This window comes from Streptomyces sp. NPDC096013, assembly GCF_044763565.1.
Lineage (GTDB): Bacteria > Actinomycetota > Actinomycetes > Streptomycetales > Streptomycetaceae > Streptomyces.
Window position 1 is genome coordinate 542,029 of the sequence record NZ_JBIWGK010000001.1, and the last position, 26,054, is coordinate 568,082.

The following is a 26,054-nucleotide window of genomic DNA, read 5'->3' on the forward strand; positions in this document are numbered from 1 at the left end:
GGAGGCACACGATGACGAGCGCATACCACCTTCCCGCGGGCAAGGCCCTCGGCGGCCCCTACGTCGTGGACGTCACCCCCGAGTCCGCGGCCTGGGGCTACTCCAGCCTGCGGGTCCTGGAGCTGCCCCCGGGCGGCACCCACACCTTCGACACCGGCGACAGCGAGTGGATCGTCGTCCCGCTCAGCGGCGGCTGCACGGTCTCCGCCGCCGACGACTTCGGCCACGACACCTTCGAACTCACCGGCCGCGAGAGCGTGTTCACCGCCGTGAGCGACTTCGCGTACGTCCCACGCGATTCCCGTACGACGGTCTCGTCGCCCGGCGGCGGCCGCTTCGCGCTGACCGGCGCCCGCTGCACCCGCAGGCTGCCCGCCCGCTACGGCCCGGCCTCGTCGGTGCCGGTGGAGCTGCGCGGCACCGGCAACAGCTCGCGGCAGGTCAACAACTTCGGCGCGGCCGGGGTCTTCGAGTGCGACAAGCTCATCGCGGTCGAGGTGATCACGCCCGGCGGCAACTGGTCGTCGTTCCCGCCGCACAAGCACGACGAGCACCGGCCCGGCGAGGAGTCCGTCCTCGAGGAGATCTACTACTTCGAGTTCGCCGACCACGAGGGCACCCCGGGTCTCGGCTACCAGCGCGTCTCCCCCTCCGGACAGGGCCGTAACACCGACGTCCTGGCCGAAGTCCGGGGCGGGGACGTGGTGTTGATCCCGGACGGCTGGCACGGGCCCTCGATGGCGGTGCCCGGTCACCACATGTACTACCTCAACGTCATGGCGGGTCCCGAGGACGACCGCTCCTGGCTGATCTGCGACCACCCCGACCACGCCTGGGTCCGCGGCACCTGGCCCGAGCAGACCGTCGACCCCCGTCTCCCCCTCTACACGGCACCGGAGAAGTCCTGATGACCACCCCCACCCGCCGCCTGACCGTCGCCCAGGCCCTGGTGCAGTTCCTGTCGGCCCAGTACACCGAGCGCGACGGCGTACGACACCGCCTCATCGCCGGCACCTGGGGCATCTTCGGCCACGGCAACGTCGCGGGTCTCGGCCAGGCGCTCCTGGAGGCCGGCGAGGACACCATGCCGTTCCACCAGGGCCGCAACGAACAGGCCATGGTGCACGCGGCGGTCGGCTACGCCCGTCAGCTCGACCGGCTCTCCGCGCAGGCCGTCACGACGTCCATCGGACCGGGCGCCACCAACCTGGTCACGGGCGCCGCGCTGGCCACGATCAACCGCCTGCCGGTCCTGCTCCTCCCGGGTGACTACTTCGCGACCCGGGCCGCCGACCCGCTGCTCCAGCAGCTGGAACACCCGGTCGAGGCGGACCTCTCGGTCAACGACACGCTGCGCCCGGTCTCCCGCTACTTCGACCGCGTCATGCGCCCCGAGGCCCTGATCCCGGCCGCCCTGAACGCGATGCGCGTCCTGGCCGACCCGGTCGAGACCGGAGCCGTGACTCTCGCGCTGCCGCAGGACGTCCAGGCCGAGGCCCACGACTGGCCGGAGGAGTTCTTCGCCGACCGTGTATGGCATGTACGGCGTCCCGCGCCGGACGTCGCCGAGCTGTCGGAGGCGGTCGCGGCGATCCGGGCCGCCGAGCGCCCGGTGATCGTCGCCGGGGGCGGCGTCCACCACAGCCGTGCCGAGGAGGCGCTGAAGGCGCTGGCCGACGCGACCGGCATCCCGGTCGCCTCCACCCAGGCGGGCAAGGGCTCGCTGCGTCACGACCACCCCGCCGACCTGGGCGGCATCGGTCACACCGGCACCGCGGTCAGCGACGACATCGCACGCACCGCGGACCTGGTGATCGGCGTCGGCACCCGCTACACGGACTTCACGACGGCCTCACACACCCTGTTCCAGAACCCGGCCGTCCGGTTCGTCAACCTCAACATCACCGCGTTCGACGCCCACAAGCTGGCCGCGCGCACCCTGGTGTGCGACGCGCGGGCGGGACTCACCGCGTTGACCGAGGCACTCGCCGATCACCGTGTGAACTCGGTTTACGAGGCCGAGTACCGCGAGGGCAAGGCACGCTGGGAGCAGGTCGTCGACGCCGCGTTCACCGCCCCCGACGAGAACGCCGTGCCGACCCAGACCCAGCTCCTCGGCGCCCTCGACGCGGTCGTCGGCGACGACGACGTGGTGATCAACGCGGCCGGTTCCCTCCCCGGCGACCTGCACAAGCTGTGGCGGGCGCGGAGCCCGCGCCAGTACCACCTCGAGTACGGCTACTCGTGCATGGGCTACGAGATCCCGGCCGGCATCGGCGTCCAGCAGGCCGCCCCCGGCACCCCGGTGTGGTCCCTGGTCGGCGACGGCACGTACCTGATGATGCCGACCGAGATCGTCACGGCGGTCCAGGAGGGCCTCCCGGTCAACCTGGTCCTCATCCAGAACCACGGTTACGCCTCCATCGGCGGCCTCTCCGAGTCGGTCGGCGGCGAGCGCTTCGGCACGGCGTACCGCTACCGTTCGCCTTCCGACGGTTCATTCACCGGCGCCCCGCTCCCGGTCGATCTTGCCGCCAACGCGGCCAGCCTCGGCATGGACGTGCTGCGCGCCAAGACGGTCCGCGAACTGCGCGAGGCGCTCGCCACGGCCCGCGCCTCCGACCGGCCGACGTGTGTCTACGTCGAGACCGACACCGCGACCCCGACCGCTCCCCCGGCCGAGGCCTGGTGGGACGTACCGGTCGCCGAGACCGCCTCGCGCGAGTCGGCCGTACAGGCCCGCGAGGAGTACGACCGCCAGGTAGCCGACCGCCGCCGCCACCTCTGAACTCCCCTCCCCCGAAAGGCCCTTGCATCATGAAGACGATCACCCACTGGATCGACGGCAAGCCCGTCGAGAGCGCGTCCGGCCGTTTCGGACCCGTGTACGACCCGGCGACCGGCGCCCAGGAGAAGCAGGTCGGCTTCGCGACCGTCGACGAGGTGGACGCTGCCGTCGCCTCCGCGAAGGCCGCGTTCGAGAGCTGGGGCACCTCCTCGCTCGCCAAGCGCACCGCGATCCTGTTCAAGTACCGCGAGCTGCTGGACGCGCACCGCGACGAGATCGCCGAGCTGATCACCGCCGAGCACGGCAAGGTGCACTCGGACGCGCTCGGCGAGGTCGCGCGCGGCATGGAGATCGTCGAACTCGCCTGCGGCATCAGCGTGCAGCTCAAGGGCGAGCTGTCGACGCAGGTGTCGACCCGGGTGGACGTGGCCTCGATTCGCCAGCCGCTGGGCGTGGTCGCGGGCATCACCCCGTTCAACTTCCCCGCCATGGTGCCGATGTGGATGTTCCCGCTGGCCATCGCGACCGGCAACACCTTCGTGCTGAAGCCGTCCGAGAAGGACCCGTCGGCGTCGTACCGGCTGGCCGAACTCGCCTCCGAGGCGGGCCTGCCGCAGGGTGTGCTGAACGTCGTGCAGGGCGACAAGGTCGCCGTCGACCGCATCCTGGAGCACCCGGACGTCGAGGCCGTCTCCTTCGTGGGCTCCACGCCGATCGCGAAGTACATCCAGCTCAAGGCGGTTGAGCACGGCAAGCGCGTACAGGCCCTCGGCGGCGCCAAGAACCACATGCTGGTCCTGCCGGACGCGGACCTGGACTTCGCGGCCGACCAGGCGATCAACGCGGCCTACGGCTCGGCGGGCGAGCGCTGCATGGCCGTCTCCGTCGTGGTCGCCGTCGGCGACACCGGCGACGAACTGGTCGCCAAGATCGCCGAGCGCGCCGGCAACCTGCGAATCGGCCCCGGCAACGACCCGGCGTCCGAGATGGGCCCGCTCATCACCCGCGAGCACCGCGACAAGGTCGCCTCGTACGTCGCCTCCGCCGCCGCGCAGGGCGCCGAGGTCGTGGTCGACGGCACCGGCTTCTCGGTCGAGGGCCACGAGGACGGCTTCTTCCTCGGCGTCTCGCTGCTCGACAAGGTGCCGCTGACGGCGGACGCGTACAAGGACGAGATCTTCGGCCCGGTCCTGGTGGTCGTGCGCGCGGAGTCGTACGACGAGGCCATCACCCTGATCAACAGCTCCCGTTGGGGCAACGGCACCGCGATCTTCACCCGGGACGGCGGCGCCGCCCGCCGCTTCCAGATGGAGGTCAAGGCGGGCATGGTCGGCGTGAACGTGCCGATCCCGGTGCCCGTCGGCTACCACTCCTTCGGCGGCTGGAAGGACTCCCTCTTCGGGGACCTGCACGTCTACGGCAACGACGGCATCGCCTTCTACACGCAGGGCAAGGTCATCACCACCCGCTGGCCGGACCCGGCCGACGGTGGCATCAACCTCGGTTTCCCCAGCAACTCCTGACCATCCGTCACGATCCGTGAGGAGGTGCCCTCCGTGGCGAAGACCGGTGGCTATTCCCGCGCCGTGACCGGGTCCCCGCTCGATGCCCTGCATTTCGCGCTGGACCGCAACAGTCCGGTGCCGCTGTACTACCAGCTCGCCCAGCAGCTGGAGGCGGCGATCGAGCACGGATCCCTCGCCCCCGGCAACCTCCTGGGCAACGAGATCGACCTGTCCGTACGCCTGGGCCTGTCCCGCCCCACCGTCCGCCAGGCCATCCAGTCCCTTGTCGACAAGGGACTGCTGGTCCGGCGGCGCGGGGTCGGCACCCAGGTGGTGCACAGCCAGGTCAAGAGACCGCTGGAACTCAGCAGCCTCTACGACGACCTGGAGTCGGCCGGACAGGCCCCGACCACGCGGGTGATCCGCAACGAGGGCGTGCCCGCGACCGCGGACGTCGCGGCCGCCCTCGGGGTACCGGAGGGCAGCGAGGTCACGCTCCTGGAACGGCTGCGCTCCACGCACGGCCAGCCGGTGGCGTTCCTCTGCAACTACCTCCCGGCGAACCTCCTCGCGCTCGACACCCCCAAGCTGGAGTCGACGGGCCTGTACCGGATGCTGCGCACCGCCGGCATCACCCTGCACAGCGCCCGCCAGACGATAGGTGCCCGCTCGGCCACCCCGGAGGAGGCCGACCGCCTCGACGAGAAGGAGGGCGCCGCACTGCTCACCATGCAGCGCACGGCGTACGACGACACGGGGCGGGCGGTCGAGTACGGGACGCACATCTACCGGGCGTCCCGGTACGCGTTCGACTTCCAGCTGCTGGTCAGGCCCTGAACCGCACGGCGGAGTCGAGGAGTCGGCGCTGCTCGGCCGTCAACTCCAGGTCCACGGCGGCGAGGTTCTCCTCCAGCTGGGCCACCGACGACGCCCCGGCGAGCGGCACGATCGGCAGCGGGCCGCCCAACTGCCAGGCCAGCACCACCTGGTTGACGCTCGCCCCGGTCTGCTTCGCCACCTCCCGCAGCGCGGCGAGGCGGGCGGGGGTGCCCGGGTGGTCGTAGTCGGCGGGCAGCGGTTTGTCCTCGCGGGTGTAGGCACCGGCCAGCAGCGGTGAGTAGGCGACCAGGGTCAGACCGGGCTCGGCGCGCAGGTAGCTGAGCAGGTCCGGGCCGACGGTGCCGAGGCTGCCGTCGGGGAAGAACTCCGACGGCAGATCCGTCCGGGGGCGCAGGTAGCTGTGCTGGTACTGGAGGAGCTCGTAGCCGGGCAGACCGGCCGCGGCGGCGAGCGCGCGGGCCCTCTCCACCCGCCAGGTCGCGTGGTTGCTGACGCCCAGGAGCCCTACGACGCCTTCGGCCACCAACTCGGCGAATCCCTCGACGGTCTCCCGCAGCGGAACGCTCCGGTCCTCGATGTGCGCGTACAGCACGTCGAGCCTGTCCACGCCGAGGCGCTCGCGGCTGCGCTCGGCCGACTCACGGATGACCTTCGCGGACAGGCCCTCCGGGTTGTCGACGAAACCCGAGCCGGGTGCCAGCGGGCGGGCGCCGAGCTTGGTGGCGATCACGATCTCGTCGCCGATGCCACGGCTGCGCCGCCACCGTCCGAGCAGCTTCTCGCTCTGACCGCCCTGGCTGCCGTCCTCCCAGAAGGCGTAGTTGTCGGACGTGTCGATGAAGTTCCCGCCGGCCTCGACATAGCGGTCGAGTACGGCGAAGGACGTCGCCTCGTCGGTGCGGGAGCCGAACAGCATCGCGCCGAGCGCGAGCACGCTCACCTCACGGCGGTGGGCCGGATCGGTGCCGATGGTGCGGTACTTCATGGTGATCCCTCCCGTTCGCACCCGGTTCTCCGGGCGCGAACGGGAGTCTTGCGCTTGAAGCGCACTTCAAGTCAAGGCCCCGCGCGGCTACTTGGCGAACGGGCCGTCCAGTGCCGCCCATTGGAGCAGCATGATCGTCTTGGCGTCGGCGATCTCGCCGGAGCGGATCATCTCCAGGGCGCGGCGGAAGGGGAGTTCGAGGATCTCGATGTCCTCGCCCTCCTCCTGAAGGCCGCCGCCCTCGTGGGTGCGGGTGGAGGGGCCGTAGGAGGCGGCGTAGAAGCCGATGCGTTCGGTGACCGAGCCGGGGCTCATGTAGACGTCGAAGACGTGCTCGACCTCGCCGACGGTGTGGCCGGTCTCCTCGATCACCTCGCGGCGTACGGCGTCCTCGGGGTGTTCGTCCTCGTCGTCGAGGAGACCGCCCGGCGTCTCGACGAGCATGCCGTCGGGGTGGCCGTTGACGTAGACGGGGAAGCGGAACTGCCGGGTGAGCAGGACCGTTTCGCGGTCGGCGTCGTAGAGGAGGAGGGTCGCGCCGTTGCCGCGGTCGTGGGTCTCGCGCTCCTGGGTGGTCCAGGTGCCGTCGGCGTGCCGGAAGTCGAAGGTCGTCGTGCGCTCGACGTACCAGTGGCTGGACAGCAGGGTCACGTCGCGGACCCTGACGCGGGGGTTTCCGGTCAGGTCGAGGCCGGTGCGGTCCAGGCCGGTGCGGCCCCGGCGGTCGGGGGTGTCGGCGCCCGCGGTCATCGGGCACCCGCCGGACGGGAGGGGATGATCGAGTTGTTCATGTCCGACATCTATCACCCCGAGGTGTGGGACGCATGGCCGAATCCGGTGGCCCGGGAGTTCAACTGCCGTGCTGGTTGCCCTGATTCCGGATGACCGGGATGGAGGCGCCGCAGCGCCGGCGCCGCGACGAGGCGGGAGGCGCCTGAACGGGGTGGAGCCGCTGGGCCCCACCCCGTCCCGCGCCTCGGTCAGTTCTTGCCGAGCAGGGTGCCCATCTGCTTGATCTCGGCGCTCTGCGTGGTGATCACGTCGGTCGCGAGGCGGACGGCGGGATCGTACGCGCCGTCCGCCTTCTCACTCCTGGCCATGGCGACGGCGCCCTTGTGGTGGTCGACCATCATGGTGAGGAACAGGGTGTCGAAGGCGGCCCCGGAGGCCTTCTCCAGCTTGCCCATGTCGGCGGCGCTCATCATGCCGGGCGTCGAGGACGACATGTCGTGGCCCATCCCGGACATGTCCTCGGGGACCTGCTCGCCCCACGAATTGAGCCAGCCCGACATGGTCCTGATCTCCGGCGCCTGCGCGCCCTTGATCTTCGACGCGAGGCTCTTGACCTGCGCCGAGGAGGCGTGACCCGCGGCCAGTCCGGCCATCTCCACGGCCTGGCGGTGGTGCTGGATCATCTCCTGCGAGAAGGAGACGTCCGCGGCGTTGTGCCCGCCGCTCGAGGCCGTGCTCCCGGCACCCGCCTTGCTGCTGCCGCCGTCGCCGCCGCACGCGGTGAGCGTGAGGGCGGCCACCGCGGCGGTGACGGCGAGGACGGTAGGACGGACGAACCTGCGCTGTACGGTCATGGTGGAACTCCTGGTGTGTGGATCCGTGCAAGGGCATGCCGCTGCGCGCGCGGTGGCGCGCAGGGTGCTCTAGATCCGCAGGAGTTGGAGTTCGGCGAGCGAGGGCGGGGCCCGGCCCCCGTCGGGACCGCTGCCCGCCTCGGACGTACGCCCGTCGGGCACTTCGACGTGGGCCGCCACATCGGGTTGCAGCACCGGCACCACGGCCGGGGTCCCGCCGACGGACGCGGACGCGCAGGTCGCGTCGGCGTGCGCCAGGTGACCGCCGCGGTCGCCCGAGCCGTGATCACAGGCACCGGGCGTCGACGCCTTCTCCCCCATGGCCGCGGCCGTGGCGACCATGGTGTGCCCGGGCGCGTGGTCGGCCAGGGGGAGGACGGGCCCGAGCCCGTGCATACCGAGCAGGCCCAGCAGCAGGGCGGCCACGAGCAGCCCGTAGGACCGCACCGACCGGTGCGGTCCTACGGGCTGCTCGTTGCGGGCCATGCCCTCACCATACCCACCCTGGGTATCGGGTCGGCGTCGGGTCCCTCGTTCAGTGGACCCGCGCGGGTGCCTTCGCGCTGCGGTAGGTGGAGATGCCCAGGGCCAGCAGCCAGTAGCTGAGGATCGCGCCCATCAGGGCGGTGGTGCCCCAGCCGTTCGCCGCGTAGAAGTGCGCGGGGGTGTTGCCGAAGAACAGCGACGGTACGAAGGCCAGGTTGATCCCGGCCAGGACGAAGGCCGACCGGCCGGTCCAGCGGGGCAGCAGTCCCGTGCGGGTGACGGCGATGCCGAGTGCGGTCAGGAAGAGCGCCAGCATGAGCCGGGAGATCGAGCCGTAGAGGATGTAGGTGCCGCTGACGTCGATCGTCGGGTCGATGGGGTGGTCGGCGGCGATGACCGCGCCGGCCTCCAGGCCGCTGGAGACGAGCGTGATCGTCGTGTAGACCAGGCCCGCCGTGAAGGCCAGCGAACCGGCCCACTCGTAGTCGGGGTGCACACGCTTCACCAGCTCGCGGAACGCCGTCACGAACACCAGCAGGAACGCCAGCGCGACGATCCCGATCAGCAGCCTGGCGAGCACGTTGGCGTCCGGCGGGGGGCCCGAGTAGACGAAGTACAGCGGCACTTCGACGATGAGGGCGACGGCGGCGGCGATACCCGCGCCACCCGTCAGACGCCTGGCGGTCATGTCGTTCATGGGGTCCCCCTGGGTGTCGATGCGGTGGATTCGGTACGCCATGAATCCTGCCGACGACGGCCCTCGCAGTCCCTGGGCCTGAGGACCGGATCGGGGGTGTCCCTGACGACACCCCGTGGCGGGGCGGACCACCCGGCCGGCGATCGTCCGCCCCCCGACGCTTCCCGGACGCTCCCCGGAGGGGAGCGAGGTGTCAGTTCCGCGTCGGCAGCCACGCGCCGACGACGGCCGCCAACTCCCCGCGCCCGGTGAAGACATGACCGTCCATGCCCACGGCCCGCGCGGCGCGTACGTTCTCCTCGCGGTCGTCCACGAAGAGGAAGTCGGCCGGGGCGGCCCGCAGGGCGGCGACGCAGTGCTGGAAGGCGGCAGGGTCCGGCTTCGCCGCCTTGATCCTGCCGGAGAAGGCCACGTGATCCAGGTCGTCGAGCCAGGGCTGTGCGGTGAGGAACGCGTCCGCGTGGTCGACGGGGATGTTGGACAGCAGGGCGACCTCGGCGACATCGCGCAGGGACCGGACGTAGCCGACCATCTCCTCGTCGACGCGTGACCAGCTGTCGATGTCGGTGAGGCGCAGTTCCTCGACCGTGTCGGCGTCGGCGGGCCGGGAGAGCTTGTGGAGTACGGCGGTCCAGTACTCGGGGGCGGACTGCCGGCCGGCGTCGTAGGGCGGGCGGCACTCCCAGTAGGCGGTGGTGAAGGCGTCGGTGGGGGTGTCGCAGCGGGCGGCCATCTCGCCGAGGACGCCCGGGAGTTGGTGGCGGGCGATGACCCCGAAGAGGTCGAAGAGGACGATGCGGCGGTGGGTGGACATGGTGAGGGTTCCTCCTCCTGGTCGCGGGCCCTAGTGGCCGCTCGGCGCCGGCTCGGTCGTGCGGTCGGGGACGGTGCGCAGGATTCCGGCGGCGGCGGCGGTGACCGCGCACAGCAGGATCAGCAGGACGAAGGCGTGGTTGAGGGCGACGAGGTGGGTCAGCCAGCCGATGACGGCGGGGCCGGCGAGCATGCCGACGTAGCCGAGCCCGGCGACACGCGAGACGTTGGCCCCGGCGGCGGGGTCGGCGTGCCCGGCCGCGCTGAACAGCTGCGGGACACAGCCGGACAGCCCCAGACCGAACAGCGCCCACCCCGCGAACGCGGCCCAGATCCACGGCGAGACGGTCACGATCGTGATGCCGATGCCGGCCGTCACCGCGCCGTGGCGCAGGATCGCCATGGACCCGAACCGGGCGACGAGGCGGTCGGCGAGCAGTCGGCCGATGGTCATCGTCGCCGCGAAGGTGCCGTAGGCGAAGGCGGCGGTGCTCGCGGGGGCGCCGAGGACGTCCTTGAGGTGCAGCGCGCTCCAGTCGTTGGCGGCGCCTTCGCACAGCATGACCATCAGGGCGAGGACGGCGAGGACCCAGATGCGGCCGCCGGTGCCGCGGCGCGCGGGGGCCGGGGCGTGTGCGGAGTCGATGTCGTCGGCGGCGGTGGGCGCGGCCGACAGCAGGGCGCGGGCCGAGACCAGGGCGATCACGACACCCAGGGTTCCCATGGCGGCCATGCCCGCGGCCGGGCTCAGGCCCGCGCTCGCGGTCGCCGCTCCGACGAGCGCGGCGAGGACGCCGCCGACCGAGAACGTGGAGTGGAAGGCCGACATGACGGGCCTGCCGTAGGCCTTCTCCACGTGGACGGCGTGGGCGTTCATGCTCACGTCCAGGCAGCCGTTGCAGAAGCCGAAGACCAGCAGGGCGCCGGCCAGTGTCCACGGATCGCGGGCCAGGCCGGGCAGCACCAGGGCCGCGCTGCACAGGACGCCGGTGGCGGGGACGACGACGCGCGCACCGAGCCGGTCGGTCAGCCGCCCGGCGACCTGCATGCCGAGGAAGGCTCCGAGGCCCAGCAGCACCAGGAGTCCCCCGAGTGTCGCGTGACTGATGTCCACGCGCTCCTCGATGGCGGGGATGTTCACGACCCAGATGCCCATCAGGGTGCCGCACAGGCTGAAGTAGACGAAGGTGGCCACCCGGGCGGCGCGCAGCGAATCGTTCATGGAATCGACCCTAATGAACGCCCAGCATGATTGAACACTGTCGTTTCGCACACATTGAATGTTCGTTTGAGGCGGTGTTCAATCACGGGCATGAGCAACGCAGACCGGCACGGGACGATCACGCAGGCCGTCAGGGAGTCGGGCAGGATCACCGTCCAGGAACTCGCCGCGCTGACCGGCGCCTCCGAGATGACCATCCGGCGCGACCTCGACGCACTGGCCGCGCAAGGCGTCCTCGAACGCGTCAGGGGCGGCGCGCGCACCCTGCTGCTGAGGGGCGAGGAGCCGCCCTTCGCGCTGCGCACGCACGAGGGCGTGGAGGCGAAGCGCCGTATCGCGGCCGAGGTGTCCTCACTGATCGCCGACGGCGAGACCGTTCTCCTCGACAGCGGCACCACGTGCCTGGAGATCGCCCACCTGCTGCGCCGACGGCCGGTCACCGTGATGCCCCTGTCGCTGCAAGCGGTCCACGTGTTCGGCGAGAGCCCGGGCCCGGCCACGCTGATGGTCCCCGGCGGCCGGCCCCGCGCCGCCGAGGGCGCCCTGACCGGACCCCTCACCCTCGCGTCCCTGGCCGCCCTGCGCTTCGACACCGCCGTCATGGGCTGCTGCGGACTCAGCGCGGCCCAGGGACTGACGGCCTACGACCTGGACGACGCGGCCGTGAAGAAGGCGGCCATCGCCGTCGCCCGCAGGATCATCGTCGCCACCGACAGCACCAAGCTCGGCCACACCGCCTACGCCCACGTCGGCCCGACCACCCTCCTGCACACCGTGGTCACGGACACCGCGGCTCCCGCCGACGAGATCGCCGCCCTCGAAGACACGGGCACGCTCGTGAGGACGGTCTGACGGGGGGCGCCGATCGGGCGCGGGACACGGGGGCTCGGGGACTCGGGGCCGGTCTCCGGCGGATGTGGTCCACGGAATCGCGTCCCCGAACATGACGAAGGGGCGGTCCCGGATTTCTCCGGAAACCGCCCCTCGTCTGCGACTCTGTCGAGTCGGGACGACAGGATTTGAACCTGCGACCCCTTGACCCCCAGTCAAGTGCGCTACCAAGCTGCGCCACGTCCCGATGCACTGTCCGCGGAGAACCGCGTGAACGCGCGAACAGCACTTTACCCCACACCCGGGGGTGCCCCGAAGCCGGTGCCGGGCGCGGGACAATCGTCGTATGGGCGACACAACCTCAGGCGGTACGACGGACTCCCGCGACCGGGACGGCGAGGGGCGGGCGCGCAACGCCCGGCCGCGGGACGGGCTCGGGCGACCGCTGCCCTACGACGCGGACGGCGTCGCGCGGCAGCCCGAGGGGGTCGTGCGCGCACCGGAGGACACCGTCGTCGAGGCGCAGGCGCTGCTCGACGAGGGGAAGCCGTTCCACGCGCACGAGGTCTTCGAGGACGCCTGGAAGTCGGGGCCCGACGAGGAGCGTGCCCTGTGGCGCGGCCTCGCCCAGCTCGCGGTGGGCCTCACGCACGCGGCCCGGGGCAATGTCACCGGCGGGGCCCGGCTGCTGCGGCGCGGCGCCGGGGGCGTCGAGGAGTGGGCGTCCGTCTCGGGGCGGGAGCGGCCGTACGGGATGGATCTCGCGGGGGTCGCGGCCTGGGCGCGGGGACTCGGGGACGACGTGGAGCGGGGCGGGGCGGTGGACGCGCGGGCGCGGGCTCCCCGGCTGCGCGGGACGCCGTAGCGGAGGGGGTGTGGGGATCGTCCCGGTGCGGTGCACGGGCTGTCAGTGGCGTGGGGCAGACTCGGGGGTGTGCGAAAGATTCATGTCATCGGTATCGGTGCGGGCGACCCGGAGCAGCTGACCTTGCAGGCGGTCAGGGTGCTGCGGAGCACGGACGTGTTCTTCATCCTCGACAAGGGCGAGGTGAAGTCGGACCTCACCGGTCTCCGCAGGGACATGCTCGACGCGCACGTGCCGGAGGGGACGTACCGCGTGGTGGAGGCACGGGACCCGGAGCGCGACCGGAAGGCTGGGGGTGCCGCGTACTCCCCGGCGGTCGGTGACTGGCGCAGCGCCCGCGCGGACATCTACGAGCGGCTCATCACCGAGGAGTTGGGCGAGGACGAGAGCGGCGCCTTCCTGGTGTGGGGCGATCCTTCGCTGTACGACAGCACGCTCGGCGTCCTGGAGGAGATCCTGGAGCGCGGCGCGGTGGCGTTCGACTACGACGTGGTGCCCGGCATCAGCAGCGTCTCGGCACTCGTCGCCCGGCACCGCACGGGGCTGAACCGGGTCGCCCGGCCGGTGCAGATCACCACGGGCAGGCGGCTGTCCGAGAAGTTCCCCGACGACGTGGACGACGTGGTGGTGATGCTGGACGCGCACCAGGCGTTCACGCGGTACGCGGACCAGGACATCGACATCTACTGGGGCGCCTATCTGGGCACTCCGGACGAGATCCTCGCCTCCGGTCCGATAGCCGAGGCCGCTCCGCGCATCGAGCGGCTGCGCGCGGCGGCCCGTGAGCGCAAGGGCTGGATCATGGACACGTATCTGCTGCGCAGGCACCCCAAGGGCGAGTAGCGGGCGCGGGCCGGATCCGGGGGCCAGGGCTGCGGCTGCCGCTTCTGCCCCTTCTGCCGCGGCACCCGAGTGGACCGTCCCGTATGCAGGAGGGGTCCCACGGTGTGAAAGTGACCTGGTGACAGTCGCCGAGGAAACCGCGCTGCCCGCCGCGCAGCAGCCGCCTGTGCTGGACTCCCGCCGCCGCAACGTCGTCTTCGTGACGATCATGCTGGGCATGCTCCTGGCGGCCCTCGACCAGACGATCGTGGGGACGGCCCTGCCGACGATCGTGTCGGACCTGGGCGGTGCGGCGCACATGTCCTGGGTGGTCACCGCCTATCTGCTGGCCGAGACCGTGGCGACCGTGCTGGTCGGCAAGTTCGGTGACCTGTTCGGCCGCAAGGTGGTCTTCCAGGTCTCGGCGATCGTGTTCATCACGGGCTCGTTCCTGTGCGGCCTGGCCACCAACATGACGCTGCTGATCGTCTGGCGGGCCGTGCAGGGTGTCGGCGCGGGCGGTCTGATGGTGACGGCGATGGCGTTGATCGCCGACGTCATCCCGCTGCGCGAACGCGGCAAGTACCAGGGGGCGATCGGCGCGGTGTTCGGCGTGGCCACGGTCATCGGACCGCTCCTGGGCGGCCTGTTCACCGACCACCTGACCTGGCGCTGGGCGTTCTACGTCAACGTCCCGATCGCGATCGTCGTCGTCATCGCGGCGGCCCGCACCATCCCGGTGGTCAAGTCGGCGACCCGGCCCGTGATCGACTACCTGGGCATCGCCCTCGTCGCGATCGGCGCCAGCTCCCTGATCCTGGCGACGAGTTGGGGCGGCAACCAGTACGCGTGGGGTTCGCCGACCATCATCGGCCTGTTCGCGGGCGGCGCGGTCGCGCTCGGCCTGTTCTGCTGGGTGGAGACCCGCGCGGCACAACCCATGCTCCCCATGCGGCTGTTCGCCAACCCGGTGTTCACGGTCTGCTCGATCCTCAGCTTCGTCGTCGGCTTCGCGATGCTCGGCGCGCTGACGTACCTGCCGACCTATTTGCAGTACGTCGACGGCGACTCGGCCACGGTCTCCGGCGTACGGACGCTGCCCATGGTGATCGGGCTGCTGATCGCGTCCGTCTTCAGCGGCAACGTGGTCAGCAAGACCGGCCAGTACCGCGTCTTCCCGATCATCGGCTCCGCGGTGATGGGCGTCGGGCTCTACCTGATGTCCCTCATGGGGCCGGGCACCGGCGCGTTCCTGGAATCGGTGTACATGTTCGTGCTCGGCACCGGCATCGGGCTGTGCATGCAGGTGCTGACGATCGCGGTGCAGAACACCGTCGAGTACGCCGACCTCGGCACGGCGACCTCCGGCGTCACCTTCTTCCGTACGCTGGGCAGTTCGTTCGGCACCGCCGTCTTCGGCACGATCTACGCCAACAGCCTGGGGCCCAACCTCAAGGACGGGATCGCCTCGGCCGCGAGGACCGGCGTGCTGGACCCGGCCGTCATCGCCAAGGCGGCGACCAGCCCCGAGGGCCTGCACAAGCTGCCGCACGCCACCGCCGTGCCGATCATCAACGCCTACGCCGACACCATCCAGACGGTGTTCCGGTGGACGATCCCGGTCGCGGTGATCGGCTTCGTCGTCGCCCTGTTCCTCAAACAGGTCGAACTGCGCGACAGCGCGCGGAAGGGCTCCACCGACATGGGTGAGGGCTTCGCGTCACCGCGCGGCGCCGACTCACAACGCCTCCTCGAAGCGGCCGTCGGCAAGGTCATCGGCAGCACGGACCTCGACACCGCGCGGCGGATCATCACGGCCTCCGACACCCGGCTGGACATCGCCGGCGCCTGGGCCGTCATGCAGGTCGAACTCTTCAGCAGGATGGTCGGCCACGCGAGCCTCGGCCTGATCGCCGCCCGCCGCCACATGCCGCCGGAGGTGCTCCTCCCGGTCTTCGACCGCATGGTCGAGGAGGGCTATCTGACCCGCGACGGCTACCTCCTCTCCCACACCGCGGCCGGCGAACGCGAGGCGGAGGTCATCGGCCACGCGTGGGGCAGCTGGCTGGAGGACCGCGTCCAGCAGGACATCGGCCGCCCCTCGGGCACGGACCTCCGCGCCGCGGTCGACTCCATCGCCAAGCGGCTCCTGGTCGAGGACCTGACCTCCGGACTGCCGCAGCGCGCGCCGGAGTTGGAGACGACTCCGGCGCCGTGAAAACGGGGTGCCCGGTCACCGGGGCGGTGGTCGTACTCACGGCATGTCCCCGACACCCGTGCGCTTCTACGACCCCGGCGACACGTACGCCGACTTCACGTCGTCGATTCTGGTCCGGTGTCCGCGCTGCGAGCGGATCGCCCACATCGAACGGAGTCCGCGCACCCCGCTGAGCGCGGAGCGAGGGGCACATCCGCACCCGCGTCTGGTCTGCCGGTCCTGCGGGCTGTGCCGGAGCGACAGCCGTCCGTCCCGTTTCTCGCGGTGTCCCGGCGCCTCTTCCTGTCCGGCCTTGTGGCTGCGGACCGACACCCGGCACGGGGAGTTGTGGGCGTACAACCTCCGGCACCTGGACCTGATCAGGCGGTTCGTCGCCGCCGACCTGCGTGAACGGGCGCCCTGGTACGACCACGGCCGGAAGATGACACTGGTCGCCCGCCTCCCGGCCTGGATCAAGAGCGCCAAGAACCGGGACGAGGTGCTGCGCACGGTGGACCGCCTCCGGGCCACGGTCATCGCCCCGGACTGAACCCCAGCCGCTCCAACACCCCGGCAACATCAGGCACCGCGCTCACCCCGTCCGGCAACGCGGGCCGTCGTACGACCACGACCGGCACCCCCGCCTCCCGCGCCGCCGTGAGTTTCGCCGCCGTCGCCGCTCCCCCGCTGTCCTTCGTCACGACCACGTCGATCCGGTGCTCGCGCAACAGCTCCGCCTCGTCGGCCACGGTGAACGGCCCGCGCGCGAGCAGCACTGCGGCGTCCGGCGGCATCGGCGGCCCGGGCGGTTCCACCGACCGTACGACGAAGTGCAGTTGGGCGAGAGGGGCGAAGGCGGCGAGGCCGAGGCGGCCGGTGGTGAGCAGCACGCGGCGCCCGAGTCCGGGCAGCGCGTCCGCGGCCTCCGCGAGCGAGCCGACCGGGTGCCAGTGGTCCCCGGGTCCCGGCTGCCACCCCGGTCTGCGCAGCACGACCACCGGCACTCCGGTCACCGCGCCGGCCCGCGCCGCGTTCGCGGTGATCGTCTCGGCGAAGGGGTGCGTGGCGTCGACGACGGCGTCCACCTGGTGCTCCCGCAGCCACGCGGCCAGCCCGTCGACACCGCCGAACCCGCCGATCCGTACGTCCCCGGGCAGCACGCTCGGCCGTGACACCCGCCCGGCGAGGGAGGTGGTGACCTGTGTCCCGGGCCGGCCTGCCGCCAGTTCGGCGGCCAGTTCACGTGCCTCGGTGGTGCCGCCGAGGATCAGGATGTGCGGGGACATGCGGCGAGCCTACGAGGTCATGCAATCGCGGGGTCACGGAGCCGGCGGTCAGCGGAGGAGCAGTTGCAGGCCGCCGATAATCGTCGCCGCGATCACGAGTTGCTCGAACAATCGCTGGTTGATTCGGTTCACAGCCCATTTGCCGATCAACGCACCGGGCACGACGAACGCCGCGAGCGCCGCGTCGAGGAGGAGCGAGTGCCCGTCGATCAGCCCGAGGCTCACGCTGAAGGGCACCTTGGTCACGTTGACGATCAGGAAGAAGAACGCCGACGTGCCGAGAAAGCCCAGCTTCCGGAAGCCCGCGGAGAGCAGGTACATCGACATCACCGGCCCACCGGCGTTGGCGACCATCGTGGTGAACCCGCCGAGCACACCGTACGAGCGCGCTTTCGCCCGCCCGGACCTGGAGGTGACGGAGTCCGGCCCGTCCCCGTCACCGGCCCCCGCCTCGGTCCCGGCGTCCGCGTCCGCCGTGCGCCGGCGCCACAGGGTGACCCCCGCCATGAACAGCAGGATCACCCCGATCGAGGTCCGGACGACCGCGTCGTCCGCCCACACCAGGAACAGGGTCCCGATCACGACGCCCGCCGCGACCGCCGGGAACAGCCGCCACAGGGTGGGCCAGTGGGCGTGCCGCCGGTAGGTGAGCACGGCGAGGACGTCGCCGACGATCAGGATCGGGAGGAGTACGCCGGTGGAGGCGCGGGCGGGCAGGACGGCGGCGAAGATCGCGAGGCTGACCGTGTTGGCCCCGCTCACGGCCGTCTTGGAGAAGCCGACGAGCAGGGCCGCGGCGGCGAGCGCGGCGAATTCCCAGCCGGATATGTACCAGAGAGTCATCGTGTTCATGCGAGGACCGATCGTATGTCCTTACATCTCCCCGCGTAAGGAGTGTCTCGTCAGTTGGCCCCTGCACCACACGGCGGCGGGCCGGGACACCCGATGAGCGGTGCTAGTTTCCGGGTGTGGACGACACCCGCGAGCACACCCTCACCGGCACCCGGGGCACGATCACCGCACACGAGTGGCCGCTGAGGCAACCGCGCTGTCTCGCCCTCGTCGCGCACGGCTACGGCGAACACATCGGCCGGTACGCCGAGTTGGCCGCCGTACTGCGGACGCACGGCGCGGCGGTCTTCGGCCCCGACCACCAGGGGCACGGCACGTCGGCCGGTGAGCGGGTGCTGATCGAGGACTTCGAGGACGTGGTCACGGACCTGCACGGCGTCGCCGACCTGGCACGGTCCACACACCCAGGTGTCCCCCTCGTCCTGATCGGCCACTCCATGGGCGGCCTGATCGCTTCCCGCTTCGCCCAGCGCCAAGGCGACGAACTCACCGCGCTCGTCCTGTCCGGGCCGGTCATCGGTGCCTGGGAACTGCCGGGGCGGCTGCTCGCCCTCGACGAGATCCCGGACCTCCCGGTCAGCCCGGGCGCACTGTCCCGCGACCCCGCGGTCGGTGCGGCGTACGCGGCGGACCCGCTGGTCTGGCACGGTCCGATGAAGCGGCCGACCCTTGAGGCCTTCGCCCGAACCCTGGACACCGTGGGCGAGTCGGGGACCGTCGGCGGACTTCCGCTGCTCTGGCTGCACGGCGCCGACGACCGGCTCGTCCCGCTCGCCGGCAGCCGTGTCGGCGTGGAACGGTTGAACGGCGGCGAGTTGACCGAGCACGTGTATCCGGGCGCCCGGCACGAGGTGTTCCTGGAGACGAACCGGGCCGAGGTCTTCGCCGACCTGATCCGTTTCCTGGACGGGGTGGTGAACAGCCCCACCCGGCCGGCATGACCGTGCCAGACTTCTCCCACGTCCCACGGGGGTCGTCGTAGCGCGGAAGTCGAGCAGAGGAGCCTCGCGTGACCGGGACAGAGCGGGCCGGCCGGCGGATCGACACGTCGAAACCGCATCCGGCGCGGGTGTACGACTGGTTCCTCGGCGGCAAGGACAACTACCCCGTCGACGAGCAACTCGGCAGGCAGATCACGGCACTTGACCCGGGCGCCCCCCGCACCGCGCGGGCGAACCGCTGGTTCATGCAGCGGGCGACCCGGCTGGTCGTACGGCAGTCGGGCATCCGCCAGTTCCTGGACATCGGCACCGGCATACCGACCGCGCCCAACCTCCACCAGATCGCCCAGTCCACCGCGCCGGACGCGCGGATCGTGTACGTCGACAACGACCCGATCGTCCTCGCCCACGCCGAGGCACTGCTGCACGGCACGCCCGAGGGGGCGACGGAGTACCTCCAGGCCGACGCCCGCGAACCGCTCACCATCCTCCAACAGGCGTCCCGCGTCCTGGACTTCGACCGCCCGGTCGCCCTGTCGCTCATCGCCCTGCTGCACTTCATCCCGGACGCGGACGGCGCCCACGAGCTGGTGAACACCCTCGTCGACGCTTTGGCGCCGGGCAGTTGCCTCGTTCTGTCCGCGATGACCGCCGACCTGGAGCCGGAGAAGGTCGAGCGCGGCATCGCCGCCTACGCGGCAGGCGGGGTGACCCTGGTCGCCCGCACCCACTCCGAAGTGAGCAGCATCTTCAAGGGACTTGAGCCGACGGACCCCGGGATCGTCTCCGTCTCCGAGTGGCACCCCGAACTCGCCGAGGGCGAGTCACCGCTCGGCGACGGGCCGATCTCCCTGTACGGCGGGGTCGCCTTCAAGCGCTGACGCCCCCTGCTCCACCCCTGCCTGGTCCCCACTTCCCTGCTCCACAGGCGCCTCCGCATGGATGACGAAGTCGTCGACCAGCCGCTGGAACAGCCCGGCAAGCCGCCGTATGTCCTCGGGCGACCAGTGAGCCAGTGCCATCTCGATTCCGCTCCGGCTCGCGTCGCGGATGCGGTCGACGGCGGCCAGGCCGCTGTCGGTGAGCTGGACGCGCTGGGCGCGGCCGTCGTCGGGGTCCTGGACCCGGATCACATACCCGAGCTGCTCCAACTGCCGTAGCTGGCGCGTGACATGGGACGCCTCCACGGACATCCGGACCGCCAGTACGCCGGGGCGCAGCGGCTCGCTCTCGGCGATGTACCGCAGGATCGAAACGGCGGCCCGGTCCAGCGGCAGCCCGGCCAGCGCCATCAGCCGCTCATGCTGCCGGGCCCGCCCGGCCAGATAGGAGATACGGGTGAGGACCCGCTCGATCGCGGCGACGTCCTCCGGAACGGGCGCTGTCGCGCGTGGCGGTGGGGACATGCGTTCACCGTAACAGCTACTTGCCTGACTCAAGCAATGCCGCCAGATGGTTGCTTGACTTAAGTAATACAGTCATGGTTGCTTAACTCAAGTAAGTCCAGAGCCGGGGGCCTCCGAAGCGGAGGTGTCCCCGTAGCGCCGTGCACCGTGGGGACGGAGTGCGGCGCCGTCACCGGTCCCGGCGGCCGGAGCACTCCCCCCGTCCGCCGCCGGGGCCGGTGACACCCCTCACGCACATGGAAAGCGAGTCCCGTCATGGCCACGATGAAGTCCGTGCAGACCGGTGCCGTAGACACGATCGACGTGGTCGACGTCGACCGCCCGGCCCCCGGACCGAAGGACGCCCTCATGAAGATCCGCGCGTGCGGGATCTGCGGCACCGACACCTTCTTCCTGCACCTCGGCGGCGGCCCCTTCGGACCCGGAGGCGCGATGGCCCCGGTCCCCCTCGGGCACGAGCCGGCCGGTGAGATCGTCGAGGTCGGCGCGGAGGTGGAGGGTCTGAAGGTCGGGGACCGGGTGGTCGTCAACCCGCAGGGCGCGCCGTCCGGGATCATCGGCTGCGGCGGCAAACACGGTGCCATGAGCGACTACCTCCTCCTGGAGGACTGCGAGATCGGCAAGAGCGTCACCGTCTTCCCCGACACCGTGCCGTTCGACGTGGCTGCCCTCAACGAGCCGATGGCCGTGGCCCGGCACGCCGTCAACCGGTCCGAGGCGAAGCCCGGCGACAAGGTCGTCATCTTCGGTGCCGGGCCGATCGGCCTGGGCGCGGCCATCTGGCTGAAGCTGCGCGGGATCGAGCACGTCGTGGTCGCGGACGTCATCGCCTCGCGCCTGGAGACAGCGCTCGCCGTCGGCGCGGACGCGGTGATCAACTCCGCCGAGGAGGACGTCACCGCCCGGCTGACCGAGCTGCACGGGCAGGCCGCGAACGCGCTGGGCCAGCCGCGCGCCGGTACGGACATCTACATCGACGCCGCCGGTGTCGCCGCGGTCGTCAACACCACGATCGACTCCGCGAAGTGGGGCGCCAGGCTGGTCATGGTCGCCGTACAGAAGAAGGGCGCCGACATCGATCTCGGCGGGATGCTGCGCAGCGAGCTGACGCTGATCGCCTCGCAGGGCTACCCCACCGAGATCTTCGAGGTCACGCGGGAGATCGTCGAGCACCACGAGCGGTTCGCCGAGCTGATCAGTCACCGGGTGCCGTTCGCCGAGGTCGGGCGGGCCTTCGAACTGGCGCTGACACCGGGTGCGGCGGAGAAGATCGTCGTCACCTTCGACGAGTAGGCGCGGACCTTCGGGTTCCGGTCGTCGGCCGCGGTCGACGGCGGGGCCCGCGGCCGGCCGGCCTCCTCGGACAGGAACCCCCACGCCATGATCCACAACCTGCGGCGCCTGCTGCCCCGCCGTCCCCGCGCCGCCGACCTGGTCGTCGCCGCGGCCCTCTTCGCCTGCTCCTTCCCGGGCGGCCGGATGACGCTCCCGGGCTACGGTCCGGGAACCACCTCGTGGCCCGGCGTCCTGGTCGCGGGCGCCTCCTCCCTCGCCCTGCTCTGGCGGCACACCCTGCCGCGCACCACGGTGGCGGCCACCCTTGGCTGCGCAATGGCGATGGCCGCGCTCGGCCATCTCCTCACGGTCCTGGTGATCGGCCCGCTGATGGTCGCGCTCCACACGCTCGCCCGGCTCTCGGACCGGACCACCGCGAACCTCTTCACCGCCGTCGGCATCGCCCTGCTCGTAGGCACGTCCCTGGTGGCGGGTTCCGGCGGCGAACCGCTGGTCCTGAAACTGCTCGGCCCGGCCTTCTGGCTGCTGCTGCCGACCTCCCTCGGCACCACGACCCGGCTCCGGGCGGCCCACCTGGAGGCCGTGCGGGCGCGGGCCGAGCACGCGGAACGGACCCGCGAGCAGGAGGCCCGGCATCGCGTCACCGAGGAACGCATGCGGATCGCCCGCGACCTGCACGACGTCGTGGCCCATCACCTCATCCTCGCCAACCTCCAAGCCGGCTCCGTCGTAAGGCTGTTGGGCACCCGGCCCGAGGAGGCCGAGCGGATCGCCGGTGAACTCGCCGGCTCCACCCTGTCGGCCGTACGCGAACTCAAGGCCACCGTGGGCCTGTTGCGGCAGTCCGACGAGTCGGAGACCGCGTCGGGGCCCACCCCGGGGCTGGCCCAACTCGCCGATCTGGCGGCCTCGTTCGAGGCCGCCGGGCTGTCGGTCGTGGTCACCGTCGAGGGGAGGCCGCGGCCGCTGTCGGCGGGGACGGACCTGACGGCGTACCGCATCGTGCAGGAGGCGCTCACCAATGTGGCCAAGCACGCGGGCACCGGTTCGGCCGAGGTGCGGCTGCGCTACGCGCACGACCGGCTGGGCATCACCGTCACCGACCACGGCGGCACGACGGCACCCTTCTCCCCCGCTCCGACCGGAGGCTACGGCGTCATCGGCATGCGTGAGCGCGCCCTGTCCGCGGGCGGCCGGCTGCTGGCCGGGCACCGGCCCCAGGGCGGTTACGAGGTCGCCACCGAACTGCCGCTGCCGCCTCGCATCCAGAATTCACTTGCGTAAGTCAATCAACCTCATTATGTTTGAGTAAGTCAAGCAAGTCGACCCGCCCGGATCGCTGTCATTCGCTCCGGATCATCACTGTTTGCCGCATATCATCGCTGCCGTTCCAGATGGAGGCTCCGCCATGTCCGACGCCCCTGCCCGACCCGCCGAAGCGGGTTCCTCCGCTCCGCCGAGGTCGAACGCCGTCGTCGCGGTGCTGGCCTTCGCCGGAATCGTCGTCTCGCTGATGCAGACCCTGGTCATCCCGATCATCCCGGAGCTGCCGAAGTACCTGAACGCCTCCGCGTCGAACACGGCGTGGGCGGTCACCGCCACACTGCTGGCCGCCGCCGTGGCCACCCCGGTCGTGGGCCGCCTCGGTGACATGTTCGGCAAGCGCCGCATGCTCCTGACCAGCATCGTGCTGCTGGTCACCGGCTCGATCGTGTGCGCACTGGCCGACTCGCTGATCCCGATGGTCATCGGCCGCGCGCTCCAGGGACTGGCCGCGGCGGTCGTACCGCTCGGCATCAGCATCATGCGGGACGTGCTGCCCGGCGAGCGGCTGGCCGGTTCCACCGCGCTGATGAGCGCCTCGCTCGGTGTCGGCGGCGCCCTGGGTCTGCCCTCGGCCGCGTTCATCGCGGACCACTACAACTGGCACATCCTGTTCTGGGTCTCGGCCGTCCTCGGCGCCCTGTCCTTCCTGCTGGTCCTGCTGCTCGTGCCCGAGTCCGAGGTCCGCACCGGCGGCCGCTTCGACCTGGTCGGCTCGCTCGGCCTGTCCGCCGGACTGGTCTCCCTGCTGCTCGCGATCTCCAAGGGCTCCGACTGGGGCTGGACCAGCGCGCCGACCCTGGTCCTCGGCGTCGCCGCCGTCGCGATCCTGCTCGCCTGGGGCCGGTACGAACTGCGCAGCCCGCAGCCGCTGGTGGACCTGCGGACGACCGCCAGGCCGCAGGTGCTGTTCACCAACCTGGCCTCGATCGCGCTCGGTTTCTCGATGTTCGCGATGTCCCTGGTCCTCCCCCAGCTGCTGCAACTGCCCACGCAGACCGGCTACGGTCTCGGCAAGTCGATGCTGGCGGTCGGCCTGGTGCTCGCCCCGCAGGGCCTGGTCATGATGGCCATGTCCGCCGTGTCCGCCCGGGTCACCAAGGCCAAGGGCCCCAAGGTCACCCTGATGATCGGGGCGCTGATCGTGGCCTCCGGCTACGCCCTGAACATCCTGCTGATGTCCCAGGTCTGGCACCTCATCCTGGTGTCCTGTGTCATCGGCGCCGGCGTCGGTTTCACCTACGGCGCCCTGCCCGCCCTGATCATGGGCGCGGTCGACCCGTCCCAGACCGGCGCGGCCAACAGCCTCAACACCCTGATGCGGTCCCTGGGCACGTCATTCGCCAGCGCCATCGCCGGTGTGATCCTCGCCCAGATGACCACCGACTTCGGCGGCTACGCCCTCCCCTCGGAGAACGGCTTCAAGGTGGTCATGGCGATCGGCGCCGGAGCCGCCCTGCTGGCCTTCCTCCTCGCGAGCCTGATCCCCAGGCCCCGCAAGGGCGTCGAGGCCCCGGCCGACGGGACGCCGACCACGTCTCCCGAGGTCTCCGAGACCACGGTGTAAGGCATCCTGGCCATCGAGCACACGGCGGTCGCCGACCCACGCGGTACGGGACGACCGCCCTGCGCACGTCCCGCACGTCCCCGGCACCCTGCGAGGAGAGCCCGCCATGACGACACCCGACTCCCGTGACACGACGGCCGGTCCGGCCGAAGCGCCGGTGGTGCGTTTCGACGCCGGTGCGGTGCGCGGGCGGCTGGAGGACGGGCTGGCGGTCTTCCGCGGCATCCCGTTCGCCGAGCCGCCGGTCGGCGAGGCGAGGTTCCAGGCACCGCGGCCGTGCGCGGCTGGGACGGCATACGCGACGCCTTCGACTTCGGCCCGCCGCCCCCGCAGGAGTCCGGATTCCAGGGCCTCCGGGGTGTGCTGGAAGCGGCGACGGGCGACGACTGGCTGACCGTCAACGTGTGGACCCCGAACCCTGATCCGGCGGCCCGCCGCCCGGTCATGGTGTGGATCTACGGTGGCGCCTACAAGCTCGGACACGCGGGCAGCCCCGGCTACGACGCCCAACGCATCGCCCGGGACGGCGACTTGGTGGTCGTCACCTTCAACTACCGCGTCGGCATCGAGGGGTTCGCCCGGATCGACGGCGCCCCGGCCAACCGCGGGCTGCTCGACCAGGTCGCCGCGCTGGAGTGGGTGCGGGACAACATCACCGCGTTCGGCGGCGACCCCGGGCAGGTCACCGTTCTCGGCGAGTCGGCCGGTGCCGGGTCGGTGGCCTCGCTGCTGGTCATGCCGAGCGCCGCCGGGCTGTTCCACCGGGCCATCGCGCAGAGCGTGCCGGGCTCCTTCTTCTCCGACGAGCTGGCCAGGGACATCGCGGCCGCGATCGCCGCCGAGGCGGGACTGCGCCCCACGGCCGCCGATCTCGCGACCGTGGACCCCCGCCGACTGCCCGCGGCGGGCGAGACGTTGACCACCAAGATGCACCAGCACGCGGACCGCTGGGGCGCCGTCGCCCACACCCTGAGCCCCTTCGCACCCGTCGTCGACGGCGAGGTGCTGCCGACCGCGCCCTGGCAGGGGGTCGCGGCGGGCGCGGCCCGGGACGTGGAGCTGATCGTCGGTCACAACCGGGACGAGTTCCGCCTGTTCACCGCCCTCGGCGGACAGCTCGGGAAGATCACCGAGGAGGACGCGGTGAGCGCGCTGCGCCGGTTCGGACCCGGCGCCGACCCCGAACCGGCCTACCGTACGGCCTTCCCCGACGCCTCCCCGGGCGAGCTGCACGAACTCGTCCAGTCCGACCGGGTGTTCCGCATGCCCTGCCTCCATCTGGCCGAGGCGCAGGTCGCCGCGGGCGGACGCGTGCACGTCTACGAACTCACCTGGCCCGCACCGGGGTTGGGCGGGGTTCTGGGCGCCTGCCACGCCCTCGACATCCCGCTGCTCTTCGGCACGTTCACCGCCGACCTCGGCAATCTGCTGTTCGCCGACGTCGAACCCTCCCCCGACGCCCTGGCACTCTCGTCCCGCTTCCGCGCGTCCTGGACGTCCTTCGCCCGCACCGGCGACCCGGGCTGGCCGGCGTTCGACACCGAGCACCGGACACGGAGCCGGTGGTCACGGCGTATCCGGAGGAGGCTTCGCGGCGGCTGTGGGAGGGGCATGTGTTCGGGGCGCTGCCGTTGGCCGGGTAAGCAGGTGGGGCGCACCGAAGGATCTGGGCGTTCGAGTTGCCGTACTTCGAGTTGCCGTACGACGTGCGACGTTGTGCGCTGAGGGCACTGTCCGCGCCCTGAT

24 protein-coding genes, 1 tRNA gene and 1 pseudogene are annotated in these 26,054 nt (G+C 71.4%); 15 read left to right on the top strand and 11 right to left on the bottom strand.

The window, feature by feature from the left end; translation table 11 throughout:
- The first annotated feature begins 11 nt into the window (after positions 1-11).
- Genes iolB through ACIRB1_RS02450 form a run of 4 tightly spaced genes read left to right on the top strand, consistent with a single transcriptional unit; the run spans position 12 to position 5,130 of the window.
- Positions 12-908: a 5-deoxy-glucuronate isomerase gene (iolB, locus tag ACIRB1_RS02435; RefSeq protein ID WP_403464288.1), complete on the top strand. Its 897-nt coding sequence runs from the start codon at positions 12-14 to the stop codon at positions 906-908.
- On the top strand, positions 908-2,788 hold the full coding sequence (gene iolD / locus ACIRB1_RS02440) for a 3D-(3,5/4)-trihydroxycyclohexane-1,2-dione acylhydrolase (decyclizing) (protein ID WP_352181177.1): 1,881 nt from the start codon (positions 908-910) through the stop codon (positions 2,786-2,788). The genes iolB and iolD overlap by 1 nt, the downstream gene beginning before the upstream one ends.
- Positions 2,789-2,817: 29 nt before the next feature.
- Positions 2,818-4,311 carry a CoA-acylating methylmalonate-semialdehyde dehydrogenase gene (locus ACIRB1_RS02445; protein ID WP_352181176.1) on the top strand — a complete coding sequence of 498 codons (1,494 nt, stop codon included), beginning with the start codon at positions 2,818-2,820 and terminating at the stop codon, positions 4,309-4,311.
- 33 nt (positions 4,312-4,344) lie between these two features.
- Positions 4,345-5,130 carry a GntR family transcriptional regulator gene (locus tag ACIRB1_RS02450; protein ID WP_352181175.1) on the top strand — a complete coding sequence of 262 codons (786 nt, stop codon included), beginning with the start codon at positions 4,345-4,347 and terminating at the stop codon, positions 5,128-5,130.
- Here ACIRB1_RS02450 and ACIRB1_RS02455 read toward each other — a convergent pair.
- From ACIRB1_RS02455 to ACIRB1_RS02485, 7 genes are all read right to left on the bottom strand, one after another.
- Entirely contained in the window at positions 5,120-6,118 is a 999-nt protein-coding gene (locus ACIRB1_RS02455) for an aldo/keto reductase (protein WP_403464289.1), read from the bottom strand. The genes ACIRB1_RS02450 and ACIRB1_RS02455 overlap by 11 nt on opposite strands.
- A gap of 87 nt (positions 6,119-6,205) precedes the next feature.
- Positions 6,206-6,868: an NUDIX domain-containing protein gene (locus tag ACIRB1_RS02460; protein ID WP_352181173.1), complete on the bottom strand. Its 663-nt coding sequence runs from the start codon at positions 6,866-6,868 to the stop codon at positions 6,206-6,208.
- A gap of 230 nt (positions 6,869-7,098) precedes the next feature.
- The gene (locus ACIRB1_RS02465; RefSeq protein WP_403464290.1) at positions 7,099-7,704 is read right to left on the bottom strand and encodes a DUF305 domain-containing protein; all 606 of its coding nucleotides are present in this window, start codon (positions 7,702-7,704) and stop codon (positions 7,099-7,101) included.
- A 69-nt stretch (positions 7,705-7,773) separates the two neighbouring features.
- On the bottom strand, positions 7,774-8,190 hold the full coding sequence (locus ACIRB1_RS02470; RefSeq protein ID WP_403464292.1) for a DUF6153 family protein: 417 nt from the start codon (positions 8,188-8,190) through the stop codon (positions 7,774-7,776).
- Between the two features lie 49 nt (positions 8,191-8,239).
- Positions 8,240-8,887: a hypothetical protein gene (locus tag ACIRB1_RS02475; RefSeq protein ID WP_352181375.1), complete on the bottom strand. Its 648-nt coding sequence runs from the start codon at positions 8,885-8,887 to the stop codon at positions 8,240-8,242.
- A gap of 193 nt (positions 8,888-9,080) precedes the next feature.
- The gene (locus ACIRB1_RS02480; RefSeq protein WP_403464293.1) at positions 9,081-9,701 is read right to left on the bottom strand and encodes an HAD family hydrolase; all 621 of its coding nucleotides are present in this window, start codon (positions 9,699-9,701) and stop codon (positions 9,081-9,083) included.
- 30 nt (positions 9,702-9,731) lie between these two features.
- A complete protein-coding gene (locus ACIRB1_RS02485) occupies positions 9,732-10,922 on the bottom strand; it encodes an MFS transporter (protein ID WP_403464294.1) in 1,191 nt (396 codons plus the stop codon).
- Positions 10,923-11,012: 90 nt separating this feature from the next.
- Between ACIRB1_RS02485 and ACIRB1_RS02490 the strand changes: the two genes are divergently transcribed.
- On the top strand, positions 11,013-11,774 hold the full coding sequence (locus ACIRB1_RS02490; protein ID WP_403464295.1) for a DeoR/GlpR family DNA-binding transcription regulator: 762 nt from the start codon (positions 11,013-11,015) through the stop codon (positions 11,772-11,774).
- A 152-nt stretch (positions 11,775-11,926) separates the two neighbouring features.
- On the opposite strand, the gene ACIRB1_RS02495 is transcribed toward ACIRB1_RS02490, so the two are convergent.
- Positions 11,927-12,000: transfer RNA gene (locus ACIRB1_RS02495), tRNA-Pro, on the bottom strand.
- A gap of 99 nt (positions 12,001-12,099) precedes the next feature.
- Here ACIRB1_RS02495 and ACIRB1_RS02500 point away from each other — a divergent pair.
- The 4 genes from ACIRB1_RS02500 (at position 12,100) to ACIRB1_RS02515 (ending at position 16,187) form a co-directional block, all read left to right on the top strand.
- Positions 12,100-12,618, top strand: coding sequence for a DUF309 domain-containing protein (locus ACIRB1_RS02500; RefSeq protein ID WP_352181167.1), 519 nt, complete (start codon positions 12,100-12,102; stop codon positions 12,616-12,618).
- Positions 12,619-12,687: 69 nt separating this feature from the next.
- Positions 12,688-13,461, top strand: coding sequence for a precorrin-6A synthase (deacetylating) (gene cobF, locus ACIRB1_RS02505; protein WP_352181166.1), 774 nt, complete (start codon positions 12,688-12,690; stop codon positions 13,459-13,461).
- Between the two features lie 118 nt (positions 13,462-13,579).
- The gene (locus ACIRB1_RS02510; protein ID WP_352181165.1) at positions 13,580-15,658 is read left to right on the top strand and encodes an MDR family MFS transporter; all 2,079 of its coding nucleotides are present in this window, start codon (positions 13,580-13,582) and stop codon (positions 15,656-15,658) included.
- A gap of 43 nt (positions 15,659-15,701) precedes the next feature.
- Positions 15,702-16,187 carry a hypothetical protein gene (locus ACIRB1_RS02515; RefSeq protein ID WP_352181164.1) on the top strand — a complete coding sequence of 162 codons (486 nt, stop codon included), beginning with the start codon at positions 15,702-15,704 and terminating at the stop codon, positions 16,185-16,187.
- Here ACIRB1_RS02515 and ACIRB1_RS02520 read toward each other — a convergent pair.
- The gene (locus tag ACIRB1_RS02520) at positions 16,171-16,923 is read right to left on the bottom strand and encodes a cobalt-precorrin-6A reductase (RefSeq protein WP_403464296.1); all 753 of its coding nucleotides are present in this window, start codon (positions 16,921-16,923) and stop codon (positions 16,171-16,173) included. The genes ACIRB1_RS02515 and ACIRB1_RS02520 overlap by 17 nt on opposite strands.
- A gap of 48 nt (positions 16,924-16,971) precedes the next feature.
- Positions 16,972-17,775, bottom strand: a complete 804-nt coding sequence (locus ACIRB1_RS02525) for a sulfite exporter TauE/SafE family protein (RefSeq protein WP_403464297.1) — start codon at positions 17,773-17,775, stop codon at positions 16,972-16,974.
- 116 nt (positions 17,776-17,891) lie between these two features.
- Between ACIRB1_RS02525 and ACIRB1_RS02530 the strand changes: the two genes are divergently transcribed.
- Positions 17,892-18,716, top strand: a complete 825-nt coding sequence (locus tag ACIRB1_RS02530) for a lysophospholipase (protein ID WP_403464298.1) — start codon at positions 17,892-17,894, stop codon at positions 18,714-18,716.
- 68 nt (positions 18,717-18,784) lie between these two features.
- Positions 18,785-19,597, top strand: a complete 813-nt coding sequence (locus tag ACIRB1_RS02535; protein ID WP_403464299.1) for an SAM-dependent methyltransferase — start codon at positions 18,785-18,787, stop codon at positions 19,595-19,597.
- On the opposite strand, the gene ACIRB1_RS02540 is transcribed toward ACIRB1_RS02535, so the two are convergent.
- The gene (locus ACIRB1_RS02540; protein WP_403464300.1) at positions 19,541-20,122 is read right to left on the bottom strand and encodes a MarR family winged helix-turn-helix transcriptional regulator; all 582 of its coding nucleotides are present in this window, start codon (positions 20,120-20,122) and stop codon (positions 19,541-19,543) included. The two genes, ACIRB1_RS02535 and ACIRB1_RS02540, sit on opposite strands and share 57 nt — an antisense overlap.
- Positions 20,123-20,377: 255 nt before the next feature.
- Here ACIRB1_RS02540 and ACIRB1_RS02545 point away from each other — a divergent pair, with 255 nt between their 5' ends.
- From ACIRB1_RS02545 to ACIRB1_RS02560, 4 genes and pseudogenes are all read left to right on the top strand, one after another.
- Entirely contained in the window at positions 20,378-21,415 is a 1,038-nt protein-coding gene (locus ACIRB1_RS02545) for a zinc-binding dehydrogenase (RefSeq protein WP_403464301.1), read from the top strand.
- Positions 21,416-21,502: 87 nt separating this feature from the next.
- Complete coding sequence (locus tag ACIRB1_RS02550; protein WP_403464302.1) at positions 21,503-22,702, top strand: sensor histidine kinase; 1,200 nt, start codon at positions 21,503-21,505, stop codon at positions 22,700-22,702.
- Positions 22,703-22,826: 124 nt separating this feature from the next.
- Positions 22,827-24,308 carry an MFS transporter gene (locus ACIRB1_RS02555; protein ID WP_403464303.1) on the top strand — a complete coding sequence of 494 codons (1,482 nt, stop codon included), beginning with the start codon at positions 22,827-22,829 and terminating at the stop codon, positions 24,306-24,308.
- Positions 24,309-24,414: 106 nt separating this feature from the next.
- A pseudogene (locus ACIRB1_RS02560) lies at positions 24,415-25,951 on the top strand (carboxylesterase/lipase family protein).
- The last annotated feature ends 103 nt before the right edge of the window (positions 25,952-26,054 follow it).